This is a genomic window from Herbidospora solisilvae, from assembly GCF_009901565.1.
GTDB lineage: Bacteria > Actinomycetota > Actinomycetes > Streptosporangiales > Streptosporangiaceae > Herbidospora > Herbidospora solisilvae.
Map to the genome: position 1 here is coordinate 326,413 of NZ_WXEW01000007.1, position 14,044 is coordinate 340,456.

13 protein-coding genes are annotated in these 14,044 nt (G+C 69.8%); 8 read left to right on the plus strand and 5 right to left on the minus strand.

All coding sequences use genetic code 11. The features are described from left to right. Window positions 1-90: 90 nt before the first annotated feature. The gene (locus GT755_RS24660) at window positions 91-828 is read right to left on the minus strand and encodes an endonuclease/exonuclease/phosphatase family protein (RefSeq protein ID WP_202610463.1); all 738 of its coding nucleotides are present in this window, start codon (window positions 826-828) and stop codon (window positions 91-93) included. A gap of 238 nt (window positions 829-1,066) precedes the next feature. On the opposite strand from GT755_RS24660, the gene GT755_RS24665 reads away from it, so the two are divergent. The 3 genes from GT755_RS24665 to GT755_RS24675 all read left to right on the plus strand — a co-directional run bounded on the left by GT755_RS24665 (window position 1,067) and on the right by GT755_RS24675 (window position 4,054). Next, a complete protein-coding gene (locus GT755_RS24665; protein ID WP_202610464.1) occupies window positions 1,067-1,702 on the plus strand; it encodes a GntR family transcriptional regulator in 636 nt (211 codons plus the stop codon). Window positions 1,703-1,847: 145 nt separating this feature from the next. Continuing rightward, the gene (locus GT755_RS24670) at window positions 1,848-2,507 is read left to right on the plus strand and encodes a cysteine hydrolase family protein (RefSeq protein WP_161482002.1); all 660 of its coding nucleotides are present in this window, start codon (window positions 1,848-1,850) and stop codon (window positions 2,505-2,507) included. After that, complete coding sequence (locus tag GT755_RS24675) at window positions 2,507-4,054, plus strand: regulator (RefSeq protein WP_161482003.1); 1,548 nt, start codon at window positions 2,507-2,509, stop codon at window positions 4,052-4,054. The genes GT755_RS24670 and GT755_RS24675 overlap by 1 nt, the downstream gene beginning before the upstream one ends. 59 nt (window positions 4,055-4,113) lie before the next feature. Here the strand turns inward: GT755_RS24675 and GT755_RS24680 are convergent, their stop codons facing one another. Then, window positions 4,114-4,920 (minus strand): DUF1206 domain-containing protein, encoded by an 807-nt coding sequence (locus GT755_RS24680; RefSeq protein WP_161482004.1) that lies wholly within the window; start codon window positions 4,918-4,920, stop codon window positions 4,114-4,116. 126 nt (window positions 4,921-5,046) lie between these two features. On the opposite strand from GT755_RS24680, the gene GT755_RS41615 reads away from it, so the two are divergent. Together GT755_RS41615 and GT755_RS24690 are read left to right on the plus strand one after the other, a co-directional pair. Further along, window positions 5,047-6,270 (plus strand): CHAP domain-containing protein, encoded by a 1,224-nt coding sequence (locus tag GT755_RS41615; protein WP_407929419.1) that lies wholly within the window; start codon window positions 5,047-5,049, stop codon window positions 6,268-6,270. Between the two features lie 238 nt (window positions 6,271-6,508). Beyond that, window positions 6,509-6,724, plus strand: coding sequence for a hypothetical protein (locus GT755_RS24690; protein ID WP_030455996.1), 216 nt, complete (start codon window positions 6,509-6,511; stop codon window positions 6,722-6,724). 134 nt (window positions 6,725-6,858) lie between these two features. Here the strand turns inward: GT755_RS24690 and secA2 are convergent, their stop codons facing one another. After that, window positions 6,859-9,093: an accessory Sec system translocase SecA2 gene (secA2, locus tag GT755_RS24695; RefSeq protein WP_161482217.1), complete on the minus strand. Its 2,235-nt coding sequence runs from the start codon at window positions 9,091-9,093 to the stop codon at window positions 6,859-6,861. A gap of 145 nt (window positions 9,094-9,238) precedes the next feature. Between secA2 and GT755_RS24700 the strand changes: the two genes are divergently transcribed. Both GT755_RS24700 and GT755_RS24705 read left to right on the plus strand, forming a co-directional pair. After that, window positions 9,239-10,813, plus strand: coding sequence for a phytoene desaturase family protein (locus GT755_RS24700; RefSeq protein WP_161482005.1), 1,575 nt, complete (start codon window positions 9,239-9,241; stop codon window positions 10,811-10,813). 39 nt (window positions 10,814-10,852) lie between these two features. Further along, window positions 10,853-11,719 (plus strand): DMT family transporter, encoded by an 867-nt coding sequence (locus tag GT755_RS24705; RefSeq protein ID WP_235967228.1) that lies wholly within the window; start codon window positions 10,853-10,855, stop codon window positions 11,717-11,719. Here GT755_RS24705 and GT755_RS24710 read toward each other — a convergent pair. Further along, the gene (locus tag GT755_RS24710) at window positions 11,709-12,818 is read right to left on the minus strand and encodes an FAD-dependent monooxygenase (protein WP_161482006.1); all 1,110 of its coding nucleotides are present in this window, start codon (window positions 12,816-12,818) and stop codon (window positions 11,709-11,711) included. The genes GT755_RS24705 and GT755_RS24710 overlap by 11 nt on opposite strands. A gap of 56 nt (window positions 12,819-12,874) precedes the next feature. Here GT755_RS24710 and GT755_RS24715 point away from each other — a divergent pair, with 56 nt between their 5' ends. Then, a complete protein-coding gene (locus GT755_RS24715) occupies window positions 12,875-13,459 on the plus strand; it encodes a TetR/AcrR family transcriptional regulator (RefSeq protein ID WP_328794482.1) in 585 nt (194 codons plus the stop codon). Here GT755_RS24715 and GT755_RS24720 read toward each other — a convergent pair. Further along, a complete protein-coding gene (locus tag GT755_RS24720) occupies window positions 13,437-14,012 on the minus strand; it encodes a YdeI/OmpD-associated family protein (RefSeq protein ID WP_161482007.1) in 576 nt (191 codons plus the stop codon). The genes GT755_RS24715 and GT755_RS24720 overlap by 23 nt on opposite strands. Between the last annotated feature and the right edge of the window lie 32 nt (window positions 14,013-14,044).

The following is a 14,044-nucleotide window of genomic DNA, read 5'->3' on the forward strand; positions in this document are numbered from 1 at the left end:
GTCGTTCATCGATGTCCCCTCCGTCTGAACGATGATGGTTACGGAGAGTTATCGACGGTTCGACCATCGATCAAACGTCTGAGCAAGTATTCACATGTCATGGGATCGGGCCGTGCCGCGCAGCACGCGGTGGTCGGACATCCAGGGCCGCCAGCCTCCGCCGCTGGCCGTGAAGCCGGAGAAGTGGTTGCTGAACAGGATGTAGTCGATCTTCAGGTCCTGTTCGGGGAAGGTCACCCGCGCCAGCGGGTCGATCTCGTGGAACCGGCGGTAGAGGTTGCGGATCGGCGCGGTTCCCGGGCTCAGGTTGAGGTCGCCGCCGATGACGAGCGGGCCCGTCCAGCCCCGGATGACCGTGTTGATGTAGTTGACGTGCATCTCCCGGTTGTGGCCCTTGTAGTCGACGTGCGTCGTGCAGAGGCGGGTCGGGCGGTAGGCGAGGACGGCGTCCACGCAGAGGAGGGCGCGGGGTTCGTCGTGGTGCGGGTTCGGCAGCGCCCAGACCCCGCGGGCGAAGACCGGTCCCTTGACGAAGACGGCGATGCCGAAACGGCGGTCGCCCCAATTCCGGCGGCACGCCTTGTTCTTGCGCACGGTCACCACGTAAGTGGCCTGGTATTCGCCGGAGAGCCGGTTCCGCAGGGCGTCGAATTGCCGGCCGCACAGTTCCTGGAGAAAGAAGGCGTCGGCGTCCTGGGTCTCGCGCACGAGGGACGACGTCCACCTCGCCAGGGAGAACGCGTTCTCGCACAGGCCTCCGCACACGTTGAAGGTGAGGAACTTGAGCGGTTCGGCGGCGGGCTCGGGGATGGGCGCCGGCGTGGTCACGGGCGTCGGCGCCGGAACCGGTGCCGGGGCCGGTGCGGGCGCTGCGGGCACCGGTGACGGCGGTGTCGGTGTCGACGCTGGAGTCGACAAAAGCCCCATTATGGTAATTACTCGCAATATCACGCTTTACCTCCCCCAAAGGCACTTCTAATGGTACAGAAGTGCCTTTTTGGGCTGGTGGGAAGGTGTGCCCGCGAAGGCGCATGATCTGCCAGAGTTGGAGTCTGAGGAGGTGGGCGTGCTCGAAGCGGCCAGTCTCGTCGAGCTGTCGATGAACCAGCTCCGCGAGGACATCCTGAGTGGCGCGCTCCAGCCGGGGGAGCGCCTGATCGAGGAGCAGCTCACGCGGCGTTTCGGCATCAGCCGGGCGCCGCTGCGCGAGGCCCTGCGGCTGCTCGACGAGCAGGGGCTCGTGGAGCACCTGCCGCGGCGCGGGGTCCGGGTGGCGCAGTTGTCCGAGCGCGACGTCGACGAGCTGTTCGGGCTGCGCGACGTGCTCGAACAGTACGCCGTCTCCCTCTTCACGCCCCTCGCCGAGGGAACCCACGTGGGCGACCTGGAAGACGCGCTGAAGGCCATGGACGTCGCCGCCCGCAAGGGCGACCTCCGCGAGGAGAACGACGCCCACTGCCGGTTCCACATCGCCATGGTCGCCCTGGCCGGGCAGCGCCACCTGCTGCTCGCCTACCGGCCCGTCATCCACAAGCTCCAGCTCTACATGGCCGCCAACCTGCGGCGCGAGGTCGAGCACGTCGGCGACCCGGGCGACGGCGTGCGCCGCCACCGCAAGCTGTTCGACGCGGTGGTCAGCCAGGACGCGCCGACCGTGCTGGCCGCACTGGCCTCCCACGGCGCCCGCACCTATATCGGGTAACCCGGCGTTAACGCGGCGCGGCGGCAGCGGATACATATTCTGTCGACAATCGACGAATAGACCGCCCGGCCGGTCCGGCGTCGGGGGACGTACCGGTTGTGGCTCGCGCTGTGAATCTGCCTCACATGACACAGAGGAGCCGGTCGTGCCCACTGTCGACGCGTCCCCCTATTCGTTCACGTTCGAGCCCGAGTCAACCGCGCTGCTGGTCATCGACATGCAGCGCGACTTCGTCGAACCCGGTGGTTTCGGAGAGACCCTCGGGAACGACGTCAGCAAGCTCCAGAAGGTCATCCCGCCGCTGGCCCGGCTGCTCGGCGCGGCCCGCGCGGCCGGGCTGCTGGTCGTCCACACGCGGGAGGGCCACCTGCCCGACCTGTCCGACTGCCCGCCCGCCAAGCTGAACCGCGGCGCGCCCTCGATGCGCATCGGGGATCCCGGCCCGAAGGGCCGGATCCTCATCAGGGGTGAGTACGGTCACGACATCGTCGACGACCTCAAGCCCCTCGGAGACGAGCCGGTCGTCGACAAACCCGGCAAGGGCTCGTTCTACGCCACGAACCTCGGCGAACTGCTGGCCGAGAAGGGCGTCACCTCGCTCGTCGTGACGGGTGTCACGACCGAGGTCTGCGTCCACACGACCGTGCGGGAGGCCAACGACCGGGGCTTCGAGTGCCTCGTCGTGTCCGACTGCGTCGGGTCGTACTTCGACGAGTTCCAGGAAGCGGGACTCGCCATGATCGCCGCGCAGGGCGGCATCTTCGGCTGGGTCGCCCCCTCCGAGAACCTGATCGAGGTGCTGTGATGACGACTCCCGCGGTGAAGGTGCCCTGGTGGGTGCCCGGCGACACCAACGCCTTCTTCGGCCTGGGCTTCAACGTCCTGGTCAACGTCCTGACCCTCACGGCCCTGTGCGTCGGCGTGGTGCACATCTCCGAGGGCGACGTGTACGGCGTGATCCTCCCGGCCCTCGGCATCCAGCTGCTGATCGGCAACGTCTACTACACCTACCTGGCCAGACGGCTGGCGAAGAAGGAGAACCGCCTCGACGTCTGCGCGATGCCGTACGGTCCGTCGGTCCCGCACATGTTCATCGTCGTGTTCGTGATCATGCTGCCGACGTACCTGGCCACGAACGACCCGATCGCCGCCTGGCAGGCCGGCCTGGCCTGGTGTTTCATCATCGGCTTGATCGTCCTGCTGGGCGCGTTCGTCGGCCCGGTGATCAGGAAGTACACCCCGCAGGCGGCCATGCTCGGCACGCTGGCGGGCATCTCGATCGCCTTCATCTCGATGCGCCCGGCCGCCCAGATGTGGGAGGCGCTCTGGATCGCGCTGCCGGTGCTGGTCATCATCCTGGTCGGCTTCTTCACCGACCTGAAGCTGCCCGGCAACATCCCGGTCGGCCTGGCCGCCCTGCTGGTCGGCTCGGCCATCGGCTGGATCGGCGGCTACATGGAGCCCGCCGCCGTCGGCGCGGCCATCAGCGACATCGCGGTGGGCCTGCCGACACTGAAGATCGACCTGCTGGTCAGCGGCCTGAGCGAGGTCGCGCCGCTACTGGCGACGGCGATCCCGCTGGGCATCTACAACTTCACCGAGGGCATGACCAACGTCGAGTCGGCCGCCGTGGCGGGCGACACCTACAACCTCCGCTCGGTCCTGCTCGCCGACGGCGCCGGCGCGGTGGTGGGCTCGGCCCTGGGCTCCCCGTTCCCGCCCGCGGTCTACATCGGCCACCCCGGCTGGAAGGAGGCGGGCGGCCGGGCCGGCTACTCGATGGCCAGCGGCGTCGTGATCGCCCTGTTCTGCTTCCTCGGCCTGTTCAGCGTCCTGGCGACCCTGCTGCCGACCCCCGCGATCGTGCCGATCCTGCTCTACATCGGCCTGCTCATCGGCGCCCAGGCCTTCCAGGCGGTGCCCCGCGTCCACGCGGTCGCGGTCGTGATGGCCATCATCCCCAACATCGCCGCCTGGGCGGCCGGCCAGATGAACAACGTCATCGCGGCCTCGGGCGTGGCCGTGACGAGCGAGCAGATCGCCGCGGCGGGCTCGGTCTACCACGGCACGGTCCTGCTGGGCGGCGGCGCGATCCTGGCCGGGCTCGTGCTGGGCGCGATCGTGGCGTTCATCATCGACCGGAACTTCTACTGGGCGGCCGGCTACGCCCTGTTCGGCGCGTTGTTGTCGTTCATCGGCCTGGTCCACGCGGAGAAGGTCGGCTGGAACGTCGGCGGCCAGATCGCCCTCGGCTACGTCTTCGCCGCACTGGTCCTGGCGGGCTTCGGCCTCTGGCGCGGCCGCTCCCCGGAACCGGCCGAGACCAAGGAGGAGACCCCGGTCGAGGCCTGACACACAAAGAAAGGGACCTCCCGCCGGCCGGTCGGGAGGTCCCTTTTCTTCGCCCTGGATCAGGTGCGGTGCCACCGGCTCTCGGCGAAGCAGTAGGCGGCGAAGAGGATCAGGCCGATCGCGACCGCCGCGAGGAGCCACGGGCCCATCGGGGTCTCCGACAAGGACTTGAGGGCGTCGTCGATGCCGGCCGCGCGGTCGGGGTCGTAGGTCAGGGCGGCCTGGCCGACCAGGACGCCGGCGGCGATGGCGACGATGCCGCGGGAGATGTAGCCGGCCTTGCCGAGGCGGACGACCGTCGTGCGGGCCTTCGGCTCGGTCACGTGCATGTCGCGCATGAACTTCTCGGTCCAGCCCTCGTGGATCCAGTACACGCCGAGGGCCATGAGGCCGAGCGCGAACAGGCCGACCAGGAACTGGCCGCCGGGCAGTTCGAACAGGGCGCGGGTGGCGTCCTGCGACTGGGAGTCGGTGCTGGAGGCCTCCTTGCCCTTCAGCAGGAGGCTCGTGATGGAGACCACCAGGGTCACGTACACGACCGCGCGGGCGATCGACTCGACGCGCTGGCGCATCTTCGGGTTGCCCCAGATCGCCTCGCCGATCTGCCAGACGGCCAGGCCGGCCAGGCCGACGGCCATGATCCACAGCAGCACCGAGCCGAACGGCTGCTCGGCCACCATGTGGATCGCGCCTGACTTGTCGGCCTCTTCCCCGCTGGACCCGCCGAAGGCGATCTGCAGCGCGACCAGTCCGATCAGCGCGTAGAGGACGCCTCTGGCGGCGAATCCGACCTTCGCCAGCTTGTCGAGCAGGGGGTGCTGTACGGCCCTGCGGGCGGCGCCGCCGACCGTCTCCGTGGTCGTCATGGGAGGTCCCTTCGTTGTGGCTGGACCCCCTCTTCCTTCAAGGACGATCAGTAAACCCCAGGCAAAGTTTTGTCAGGTTCTCTTATGGTTTGTCGTAAAAGGGGCCTAATGTCCGGTTACTCGCATGTGACCAAAGGAGATTCCCCCATTTCCCCCATCACCGACTCGCTGCTCGATGCGGCCCGGCAGGAGCTGGGTTACAGCGCGCAGGCGGGCAAGCAGAGCAAGTACGGCGCCTGGTACAGCGAAGGCAAAGACCCCGCCCTCGCCTCCGCCCCCTGGTGCGACACGTTCGTCTCGTACGCCGGCCAGTCGGCCGGAGTGCTGAAGCAGGTCGGCAGCTTCGCCGCCTCCGCCGACCACGCCGCCTGGTTCAGGTCGAAGGACGCCTGGACCACCGAGCCCCAGCCCGGCGCGATCGCCTTCCTCAAGCACCACGGCCAGGTCGGCGTGGTCGAGAAGACGGCCGACGGCAAGGTCACCACGATCGAGGCCCTCAACGGCTCGGTCCAGCGGGTGACCCGGCCCTCGTCCGATTTCTCCGGGTATGGCGTGCCGGACCTGGTCGTCCATCCCCTGTACGAAGGCTCGACCACCGCGTCCTACTTCTGGGACGACGGTTCGGGCCGCAACGGAGACACCGGCGCCCCCGCGTCGGGCGAGCCCATGCAGAAAGGACTGGCGGCCAGTCCGAGCTGGCCCATGGGCACCGAAGGTTACGTCATGCACGACGGCAAGAAGGCCCCCTTCTTCGTCGGCGACCGAGGGCCGGGCTCGCCGTCGAGCAACGGCGTCATGCTCGACCTCGACGGCAAGACCTTCGCCGAACTCACCGGCGGCACCTGGAACGAGGGCAGCCTCACCGTCGAGGGCGACGGCGGCGCCGGCCACATCGACGTCGACTACGTCATCACCAAGTGGGGTGACGGCCTGGGCAAGAAGGGCGCCCCCGAGCCCTTCTCGTCCGGTGCCTACAACTCCCGCGGCGGTTCCGGCGAGGCGCCGCCGGTCAGGTTCAAGGTGTCGGACGTCCAGGACGTCACCTGCACCCCCGACGAGGCGCCCATCGCCGCCCAGAAGATCGCCCCCGCCAAAGACCCGGCCAAGGAGACGGCCAAGGAAACGGCCAAGGCCGCCCCCCGGCCGAAGGCCACGACGACCCCCGTGAAGGAGAAGACCATCGCCATCCCGTCGGCGAGCCACGTGGCCGCCGACACCACGACACCACGGCCGGAGACGCCCGTGCCGGTCATCGCCTCCGGGCTGGTGGCCTGCGCGCTCGTCGCGGTCGGCATGCGCTTCCTGATCGTCCAGGCCAGGAAGGGCAGGCACGAGAAGACCGGGGCATAAGGAAGAAGCGGGCCCCGAACCGGCGATCCGCGCCCCTTCTCCCAGGGGGCGCGGATCGTCTCATGTGCGGCGCTGAATTCGCGGTGAATTTCGAGCGACTCGAAATCTTCGCGGCGATTTGCCTATTTCTGCCAATGGCGCGTTCCACCTCCTCGGCGGCCTTGCGTGCCGCTGATCGCCGGTTGAGGATGACCGGAGTAGCGGCAATTCCCCGCGCAGCCACAGGAAAGGCAACACCATGAAAGTTCTGAAAAGGGCGTTCGTCGGTCTCGCCATCGCCGGAGCGGTTTTCTCCATGTCGGGAACCGCCCACGCGGAAAGCAAGTTCTACGGCGGCTACCCCGACTCGGGTAACTGCAATTACTGGCGATCCGCCGTGAAGGCGGCCGGGTGGAATGTGTCGTCGTGCACCTACTCGACCGCGAACAAGTGGCACTTCACCGCGTGGCGGTAAATCCGCGTAAACGATAAGGGGTCCGGCCCGGAAGGGCTCGGACCCTTTTTCACGCGACCACTCCGGTCAGCCTTTCCGAGACGAGCCGGAGCCGTTCGGAGTCGCCCCGTACTCAACCTCTGTGGTCAGTACATCTAGCCCTTCTTGCGGCCGCGCAGCGCCGAGGAGACGCGGCGCAGCACCCGGTCCCAGTCGCTGCCGAACGGGTTCTCCGAGACCAGATAGGTCCACGTCGCCGACGGCCGCTTCAAGCCCTGTTCGGCCAGCGGGGAGGACAGGTCGAGGGCGTCGAAGCTCGCCGTCGAGCGCTTCTCGATCTCCTCCAGGAGTTTCCGGTAGGCGGGGAGCGCCTCCCGGTTGAACTCGTCGATCGGGCTGAGCCGTCCGAGCGCCCGCAGGTGGATGCCCTCGCGCAGGTCGGCGAAGTAGCCCAGGTGGTCGGTCCAGCAGCGGTCGAGGTGGAACAGCACGATCTGGCGGGCCGCTGTGGCCACGGCCTCCTCCGACGACTGCTCGACCAGTTCCCGGTAACGCTCGGGACGGGCCTCGCGGAGGGCCTCGGCGCCGGCGTCGCCGTAGAGGATGCGGTCGCGGTGGTCGAGCAGGCGGGCGCGCTGCTCCTCCAGGACGCGGGTGTAGCGCCAGGTGTTGCGGTGGATCTCGGTGTTGACGCCCTCGGCGATGCGCTGGGCGTGGCCGACCAGGTAGGCGGCCTGCTTGTCGCGGATCCGGCCGTCCTTGTCGGCCTTCGGCAGGGTCTCGTCGGGCAGGTAGGCCTTGAGCAGGTCGTCTTCGCCGCTGACGAAGAACACCGACCGGCCGGGGTCGCCCTGGCGGCCCGACCGGCCGCGCAACTGGTCGTCGAGGCGGCTGGACGGGTGGCGGCCGGTGCCGATGACCAGCAGGCCGCCCAGTTCGGCGACCTCGGGGGAGCCGAGGCGGATGTCGGTGCCGCGCCCGGCCATCTGGGTCGACACCGTCAGCGCGCCCAGCTCGCCCGCCCTGGCGATGATGGCCGCCTCCTCGGCGTCGTTCTTGGCGTTCAGCACGACCGGTTCGAGGCCCCGCGAGCGCAGCTCCTTGGCCAGGGATTCGGACTCGGCGACGTCGAGCGTGCCGATCAGGATCGGGCGGCCGGTGGCGTGCTGGGCGACGATCTCGTCGGCCAGGGCCAGTTCCTTGTCGATCAGCGACGGGTAGATGCGGTCGGGCTCGTCCTCCCGCACGCACGGGCGGTTCGGCGCGATCACGGCGACCTTGAGCTTGTAGAACTCGCGCAGGTTCTCGCCGACGGCGACGGCGGTGCCGGTCATGCCGCAGATCTCGGGGTAGCGCGTCAGCAGGCCCTGGATGGTGATCGAGTCGAGGATCTCGCCGGTGTCCGAGGGGGCCAGCTTCTCCTTGGCCTCCACCGCCGCCTGGAGGCCGTCGGGCCAGCGCTGGAGCTGGGCGACCCGGCCGCGCGAGGCGTTCACGAGCTGCACCCGGCCGTCGCGCACGATGTAGTCGACGTCGCGCACCAGCAGCGCGTGGGCGTGGAGGGCGAGGTTGACCTCGGTGACGGTGCCGGGGTGGTCGTACAGGGAGATGCCGAGGGCGCTCTCGACCGTGTCGGTGCCCTTGGCGGTCAGGAAGACGTTGCGGCCCTCGTCGTCGATCTCGAAGTGGTAGCCGCGGGACAGGCGGCGGACCAGCGCGGCGATCTCGGGCACCGCCGCGCCCGCGTCGGTGGCGCCGGCCAGCACGAGCGGCACGCGGGCCTCGTCGACGAGCACCGAGTCGGCCTCGTCGACCAGGGCGACCTGGGGGACCGGCTGGACGGTCGCCTCGGGGTCGGTGGCCAGGCGGTCGCGCAGCAGGTCGAAGCCGATCTCGCTGACGTTGGCGTAGGTGATGTCGCAGGCGTAGGCGGCGCGGCGCTCCTCGGGCGTGGACGCCTCGGCGATCCAGCCGACGGTCAGGTTCATGGCCGCGTAGAAGGGCGCCATCCACTCGGCGTCGCGGCGGGCCAGGTAGTCGTTGACCGACATGGCGTGCACCGACTTGCCGCGCAGCGCGAAGCCCGCGGCCGCCAGCGCGCCCGCGAGGGTCTTGCCCTCGCCGGTGGCCATCTCGACGACGTTCCCCGACAACATGGCGAGCGTGCCGACGAGCTGCACGTCGAACGGGCGCTCACCCAGGGTGCGGTCGGCGACCTCGCGGACCGCGGCGCAGAACTCGGCCGAGCCGACTCCTCCGGCGGCCATCTCGCGCAACTCCTCAAGGGAGAGGTCGCGCGCGCGGTCGGCGAGCGCCCCGGCGGCGGCGACGGTGCGCTCGAAGGGCGCGATGTCGACGCTGCCGGGCTTCTCCAGGAAACGCCGGATCATCTGGGATAGAGAGGCCACGCCCGCTCCAACGCGCCGCACGAGTAGGTCGTTCCAGGGCACCCCGTAGGAAAAACCCCGGAATGACCGATGCTAGACCCACGGGCGGCCCTTGCGCTTTGACTGGTTATCCAGTCAGTGTTGGTGAATGAACGAGATCGCCGCCCAGCTCGGGCGGGTGGGCCTCCCCGAACCCGTGAAAGACCTGGCGCGTCGCCGCTGGGACGTGGTGGTGGTCGGCGGCGGTCACAACGGCCTGACGTGCGCCGCCTACCTGGCACGGGCGGGCAAACGGGTGCTGGTGCTGGAGGCCCGCGAGCGCCTCGGCGGCGCGTGCACCCTGGAACGCCCGTTCGAGGATCCCCGGTATGTCGTGAGCCCCTGCGCCTACGTCGTCGGGTTGCTCGACGAGACCGTCATCCGTGAACTCGACCTGAAACGACGGGGCCTCGATTTCACGATCGCCGACCCCCAGCTCTGGATCCCCTACGACGACGGCACCGCCTTCGCCCAGTGGCTCGACCACGACCGGACCACCCGGGCGCTCCACGACCTCGGCCTGCCCCAGAAGGAGATCGACGGCTACTTCGCGTACGAGGACCTGTTCGACCGGATGCGGATCAAGCTCCGCAAGGGCGCCAGGGACACCTGGATCGGCGACTCGCCCAGCCGCGAGGAGCTCGGGGAGATCCTCGGCGACACCTATATGACCGACGTCCTCTTCCACGCCTCGATCGCCGACGTGATCGACGACTTCGTCACCGACCAGCGTCTGAAGGACGCCCTGTTCGGCCAGGGGATCATCGGCACCTACGCCGGCCCGCGCGACCCCGGCACCGCCGCCGTCAAGCTGATGCACTTCATCGGCGAGCTCGACGGCGTCGGCGCGGTCTGGGGCTACGTCAAGGGCGGCATGGGGATGGTGAGCTTCGCCATCGCCGACGCCGCCCGCGAGGCCGGGGCCGTGCTGGCCGCCGGGGCGCCGGTGGCGCGAGTGCTCCCGGGCGAGGGAGTCCGCCTCGACGACGGCACGTTCATCGCGGCCGGCAGGGTGGTCTCCAACGCCGACCCCAAGCGCCTGATGACCATGGTCGGCGACGCCCCGGACGACTACCGGCTGCGCGTCGCCGAATGGGACGTCCGCAGCCCCGTGGTCAAGTTCAACGCCGCCCTGCGCCGCCTGCCCTCCTGGACGGCCGCCCCCGGCCAGACCTTCATGGCCCGGGGTGTGGTCGACGTGACGACCGGCCTCGACGAGGCCCAGCGTGCCTTCGAACGGTGCCGGGCCGGCGAACCGGCGGTGGGGTTCGGGGAGATCTACGTACAGGACGGACTGATGAGCGTCTTCGGGCAGTACGCCCCCTACGCCCTGAAGGGCGGCTGGGAGGCCCGCCGCGACGAGGTGGCCCGCCAGTTCGTCGACCTCATCAGCCGGTACGCCCCCGACTTCGCCGACTGCCTGGCCCACTACGAGGTGCTCGGGCCACCCGACATCGAGGCGCGCGTCGGCCTGACCGGGGGGCACATCTTCCAGGGCGAGGTGCGGCCGGACCAGATGTGGGACCGGCGGCTGACGCCTCGCACCCCCATGGAAGGGGTCTATCTGTGTGGCGCGGCGACACACCCGGGCGGCAGTGTGATCGCCCTGAATGGGCGGAATGCCGCAATGGCCGTTCTGGTAGATATGGGAGACTCGACCCGGGGAACAGGAGATTGTCCCTAAGCTGAATCGGGTGACCCGCACCCACGAATTCTCCGGAGCATGCCCATGACCTGGCTGGGGTTCACCATCGCCCTGCTGGGCGCTCTCGGATACGCCCTGGGAGCGGCCCTTCAGCAGTTCGAGGCCGTCGCCCAGGGGGCCACCCTACGGCTCGTCCGCCGGCCGCGCTGGTGGATCGGCGGGGTCATCGGCTTCAGCGGCGCCTGCCTCCACGCCGTCGCGCTCAGTTTCGCGCCGCTCATCGTCGTCCAGCCGATCAGCGTCGCCACGCTCGTGTTCGCGGTGCCGCTCGCGGCCTGGCTGCACGGGCGCAGGGCCAAGCGGGCCGAGTACCTCGGCTCGCTGGCCGTCGCGGTCGGGTTGTTGTGGCTGATGCTGCTGGTCCCGGCGCACAACGTGAAGCCGTCGATGTCCACCGGCGAGGGCGTCGGCATGATCCTCGTGGTCGGCCTGATCGCCGCCGCCAGCTTCGTGTCGGCGCGGTTCTTCGCCGGGCCCGGCAAGGCCATCTGGATGTCGATCGGCGCCGGGGCGGTGACCGCGACCGTGTCGACGTTCGTGCGCGTCGTGGGCGCCAACTTCGACGGCGCGTGGGGCGGCTTACTGCACTGGTTCGCCTTCGCCATCCCCCTCCTGCTGATCGCGGCCGTGGTGCTGCTGCAGAAGTCCTACGAGGTCGGCTACTTCGGCATCGCCTACGCGACCGTGCAGATCGTCGACCCCATCACCTCCATCACCGCCGGGACCGTCCTGCTCGGCGAACCCCTGCCCGCCGGGGTCGGCCAGGTCGTCCCCGCCCTCGTCGCGACCGCGATCCTCGTCTGGGGCACCATCACGCTCAGCCGGCTGGCGCCCGACCACTCGCCCGTGGCGCAGGAGACCAAGCCCGAGCCCGTCACGGTCTGACGGGCGGTTCCCAGGCGAAGACCGAGTCCATCTGGCGCAGCGCCGCCGTGGTGCCGAGCCTGCCGACGAGGCTGATCATCGTGTTCCGCGCCGCCGTCGCGACCGGGTTGCGCCACGAGGTGATCCGGGCGATGGCCCGCGACCGCTTCACGATCGGCGCCGTGCGCGGCATCCGCGCCGCCGAGTAGCTCTCCAGATCGTTCGTGTACGCCAGCGTGACCGCGTCCTCGATCGCCTGGCAGGCCCCCTGACCGAGGTTGGGGGTCATGGCGTGGGCGGCGTCGCCGAGCAGGGCCACCCTGCCGGAGTGGAAGGCCGGGGGAGCGGTCTCCAGGCTGAAGATGTCGGTGCGGATGACCTTCGCCGGGTCGGTGCGGTCGAGCACGGCCGGGATGGGGTCGTGCCAGCCGGCGAACAGGCGCTTCAGGTCGCCGAGTTCGTCGGGAGACGATCCGCCGGGCGGGGCGGGGGCGGTCGCGTAGGCGTAGACCTGGTCGCCGGCGAGCGGCATCACGCCGAAGACCTGGCCGTCGCCCCACGACTCCGACGGTTGCGCCCCGGCGGTGGGGGTGATCAAGCGCCAGCTCGTCACGCCCGTGTAGACCGGGCCGGGCAGCGACGGGAAGAGTTGTCCCCGGATGCGTGACCGGAGGCCGTCGGCGGCCACCACCAGGTCGGCGCTGAGCTCGCCCTTCGCCGTGGTGACCACGCCGTCGGGGGTGACCGACTCCACGGTGGTGTTGAGCTCGATCTCGGGGGCCTGCGCGGCCAGCAGGTCGACCAGCACGGCCCGGTGCAGCAGCACGGTCGGGTCGCCGTAGCGCTCCTGGGCGGCCTCGGCGCTGGTGCGCGACAACCACTTCCCGGTCTTGGTCCTGATGCCGCCCGACCCCTGGAAGGCCGCCAGCTTCCGCACCTGGTCGCCCACCCCGATCACGTCGAGCGCGCGCAGCGCGTTGGGCGCCATCGCGAGCCCGGCGCCGACCGGTTCGATCGAGGCGGCCCGCTCCAGCACGGTCACCGCCCACCCCTGCTGCCTGAGCGCGGCTGCTGCGGTCAGCCCGCCGATTCCGGCGCCGACCACCACGGCGTGTCTCATGATGCCTCCTTGGGAAACTACATCTGTAGTATGCACTACATGTGTAGTCTGCGGAAGTGAGCACTGAGCGGGCGCGGATCATCGGGGACGCCGCGATCGAGATCCTCGCCGACCTGGGCATGCGCGGGCTGACCCACCGAGCGGTCGACGCGGCGGCCGGGTTGCCGTCCGGGTCGACGTCGAACCTGGCCCGCAGCCGCGCCGCGCTCCTGGAACTGGCCCTGGCCCGGCTCACGGAGCTGGAGGACGAGCACTTCGCCGAACTGCTCACCCGGCCGATGCCGGCCGACGGGCGGGAAGCCATGGTCGAGCTGCTGTCGGTGTCGACACACAAGATGATCGTGGTGGACCGCCGGCGCAGCATCGCGCGCTACGAACTGGCTCTGGAGGCCACCCGGCGTCCGGAGCTGCGGGCCGTCTACGACGACATCGGCCGCCGTTACCGCGACCAGGGCGTGGCCGTGTTCACCGCCGCGGGCACCGCCGACCCGGTGCGGCACGGGCGGCAGCTCGTCGCGTTCACCGAGGGCCTGCTGTTCGACGCCGTCGTCGGTGCCGGGGTGACCCCCACGCTCGACGACCTGCGGGCCGCCTTCGGCGAATACCTGTCGGCCTTGTTCAGGGACGGGTCACCGACTTGATGCGGCGGCCCGCCCCCGAGTCCTCGATGAGGGTGGCCAGGCGGCGCAGCCGGGTCTCCTCCCTCTTGGCGCTGATCACCCAGTAGATGGCCGTGCGGCGGTACCAGGGGGCCTGTCCCTCGAACCAGTCCCAGGCGGCCTTGTCCTCCTGGAAGCGGGCGGCGTACTCCTCGGGCAGTTCGGCGGCCTGGCGCTGCTCGTAGCTGTAGATCTCCGAACGGTCGGCGCTGCGGGCCTCGAAGGCGGCCAGGCCAGACGGGTGGACGGCCCCCAGCTCGATCAGCTCGCGGATGCGGTTGATGTTCACCGAGCTCCAGGTGCTGCGCGGCTTCCTGGGGGTGAAGCGGATGACGTAGGACTCGGGGCCGAGGCTCTTGCGCACGCCGTCGATCCAGCCGAAGCAGAGCGCCTGGTCGACCGACTCGGGCCAGGTGAGGCTCGGCCTGCCGGTGGAACGCTTGTGGAAGCCGACCCACAACTCCGTCTCGGTCGTGTGGTTGGCGGCCAGCCAGGCGTAGAACTCGTCGGGGGTTTCGAAGAACGTCGGTTCCATGGGCAATCACCTATGGTCGCGGGGGCGGGCCG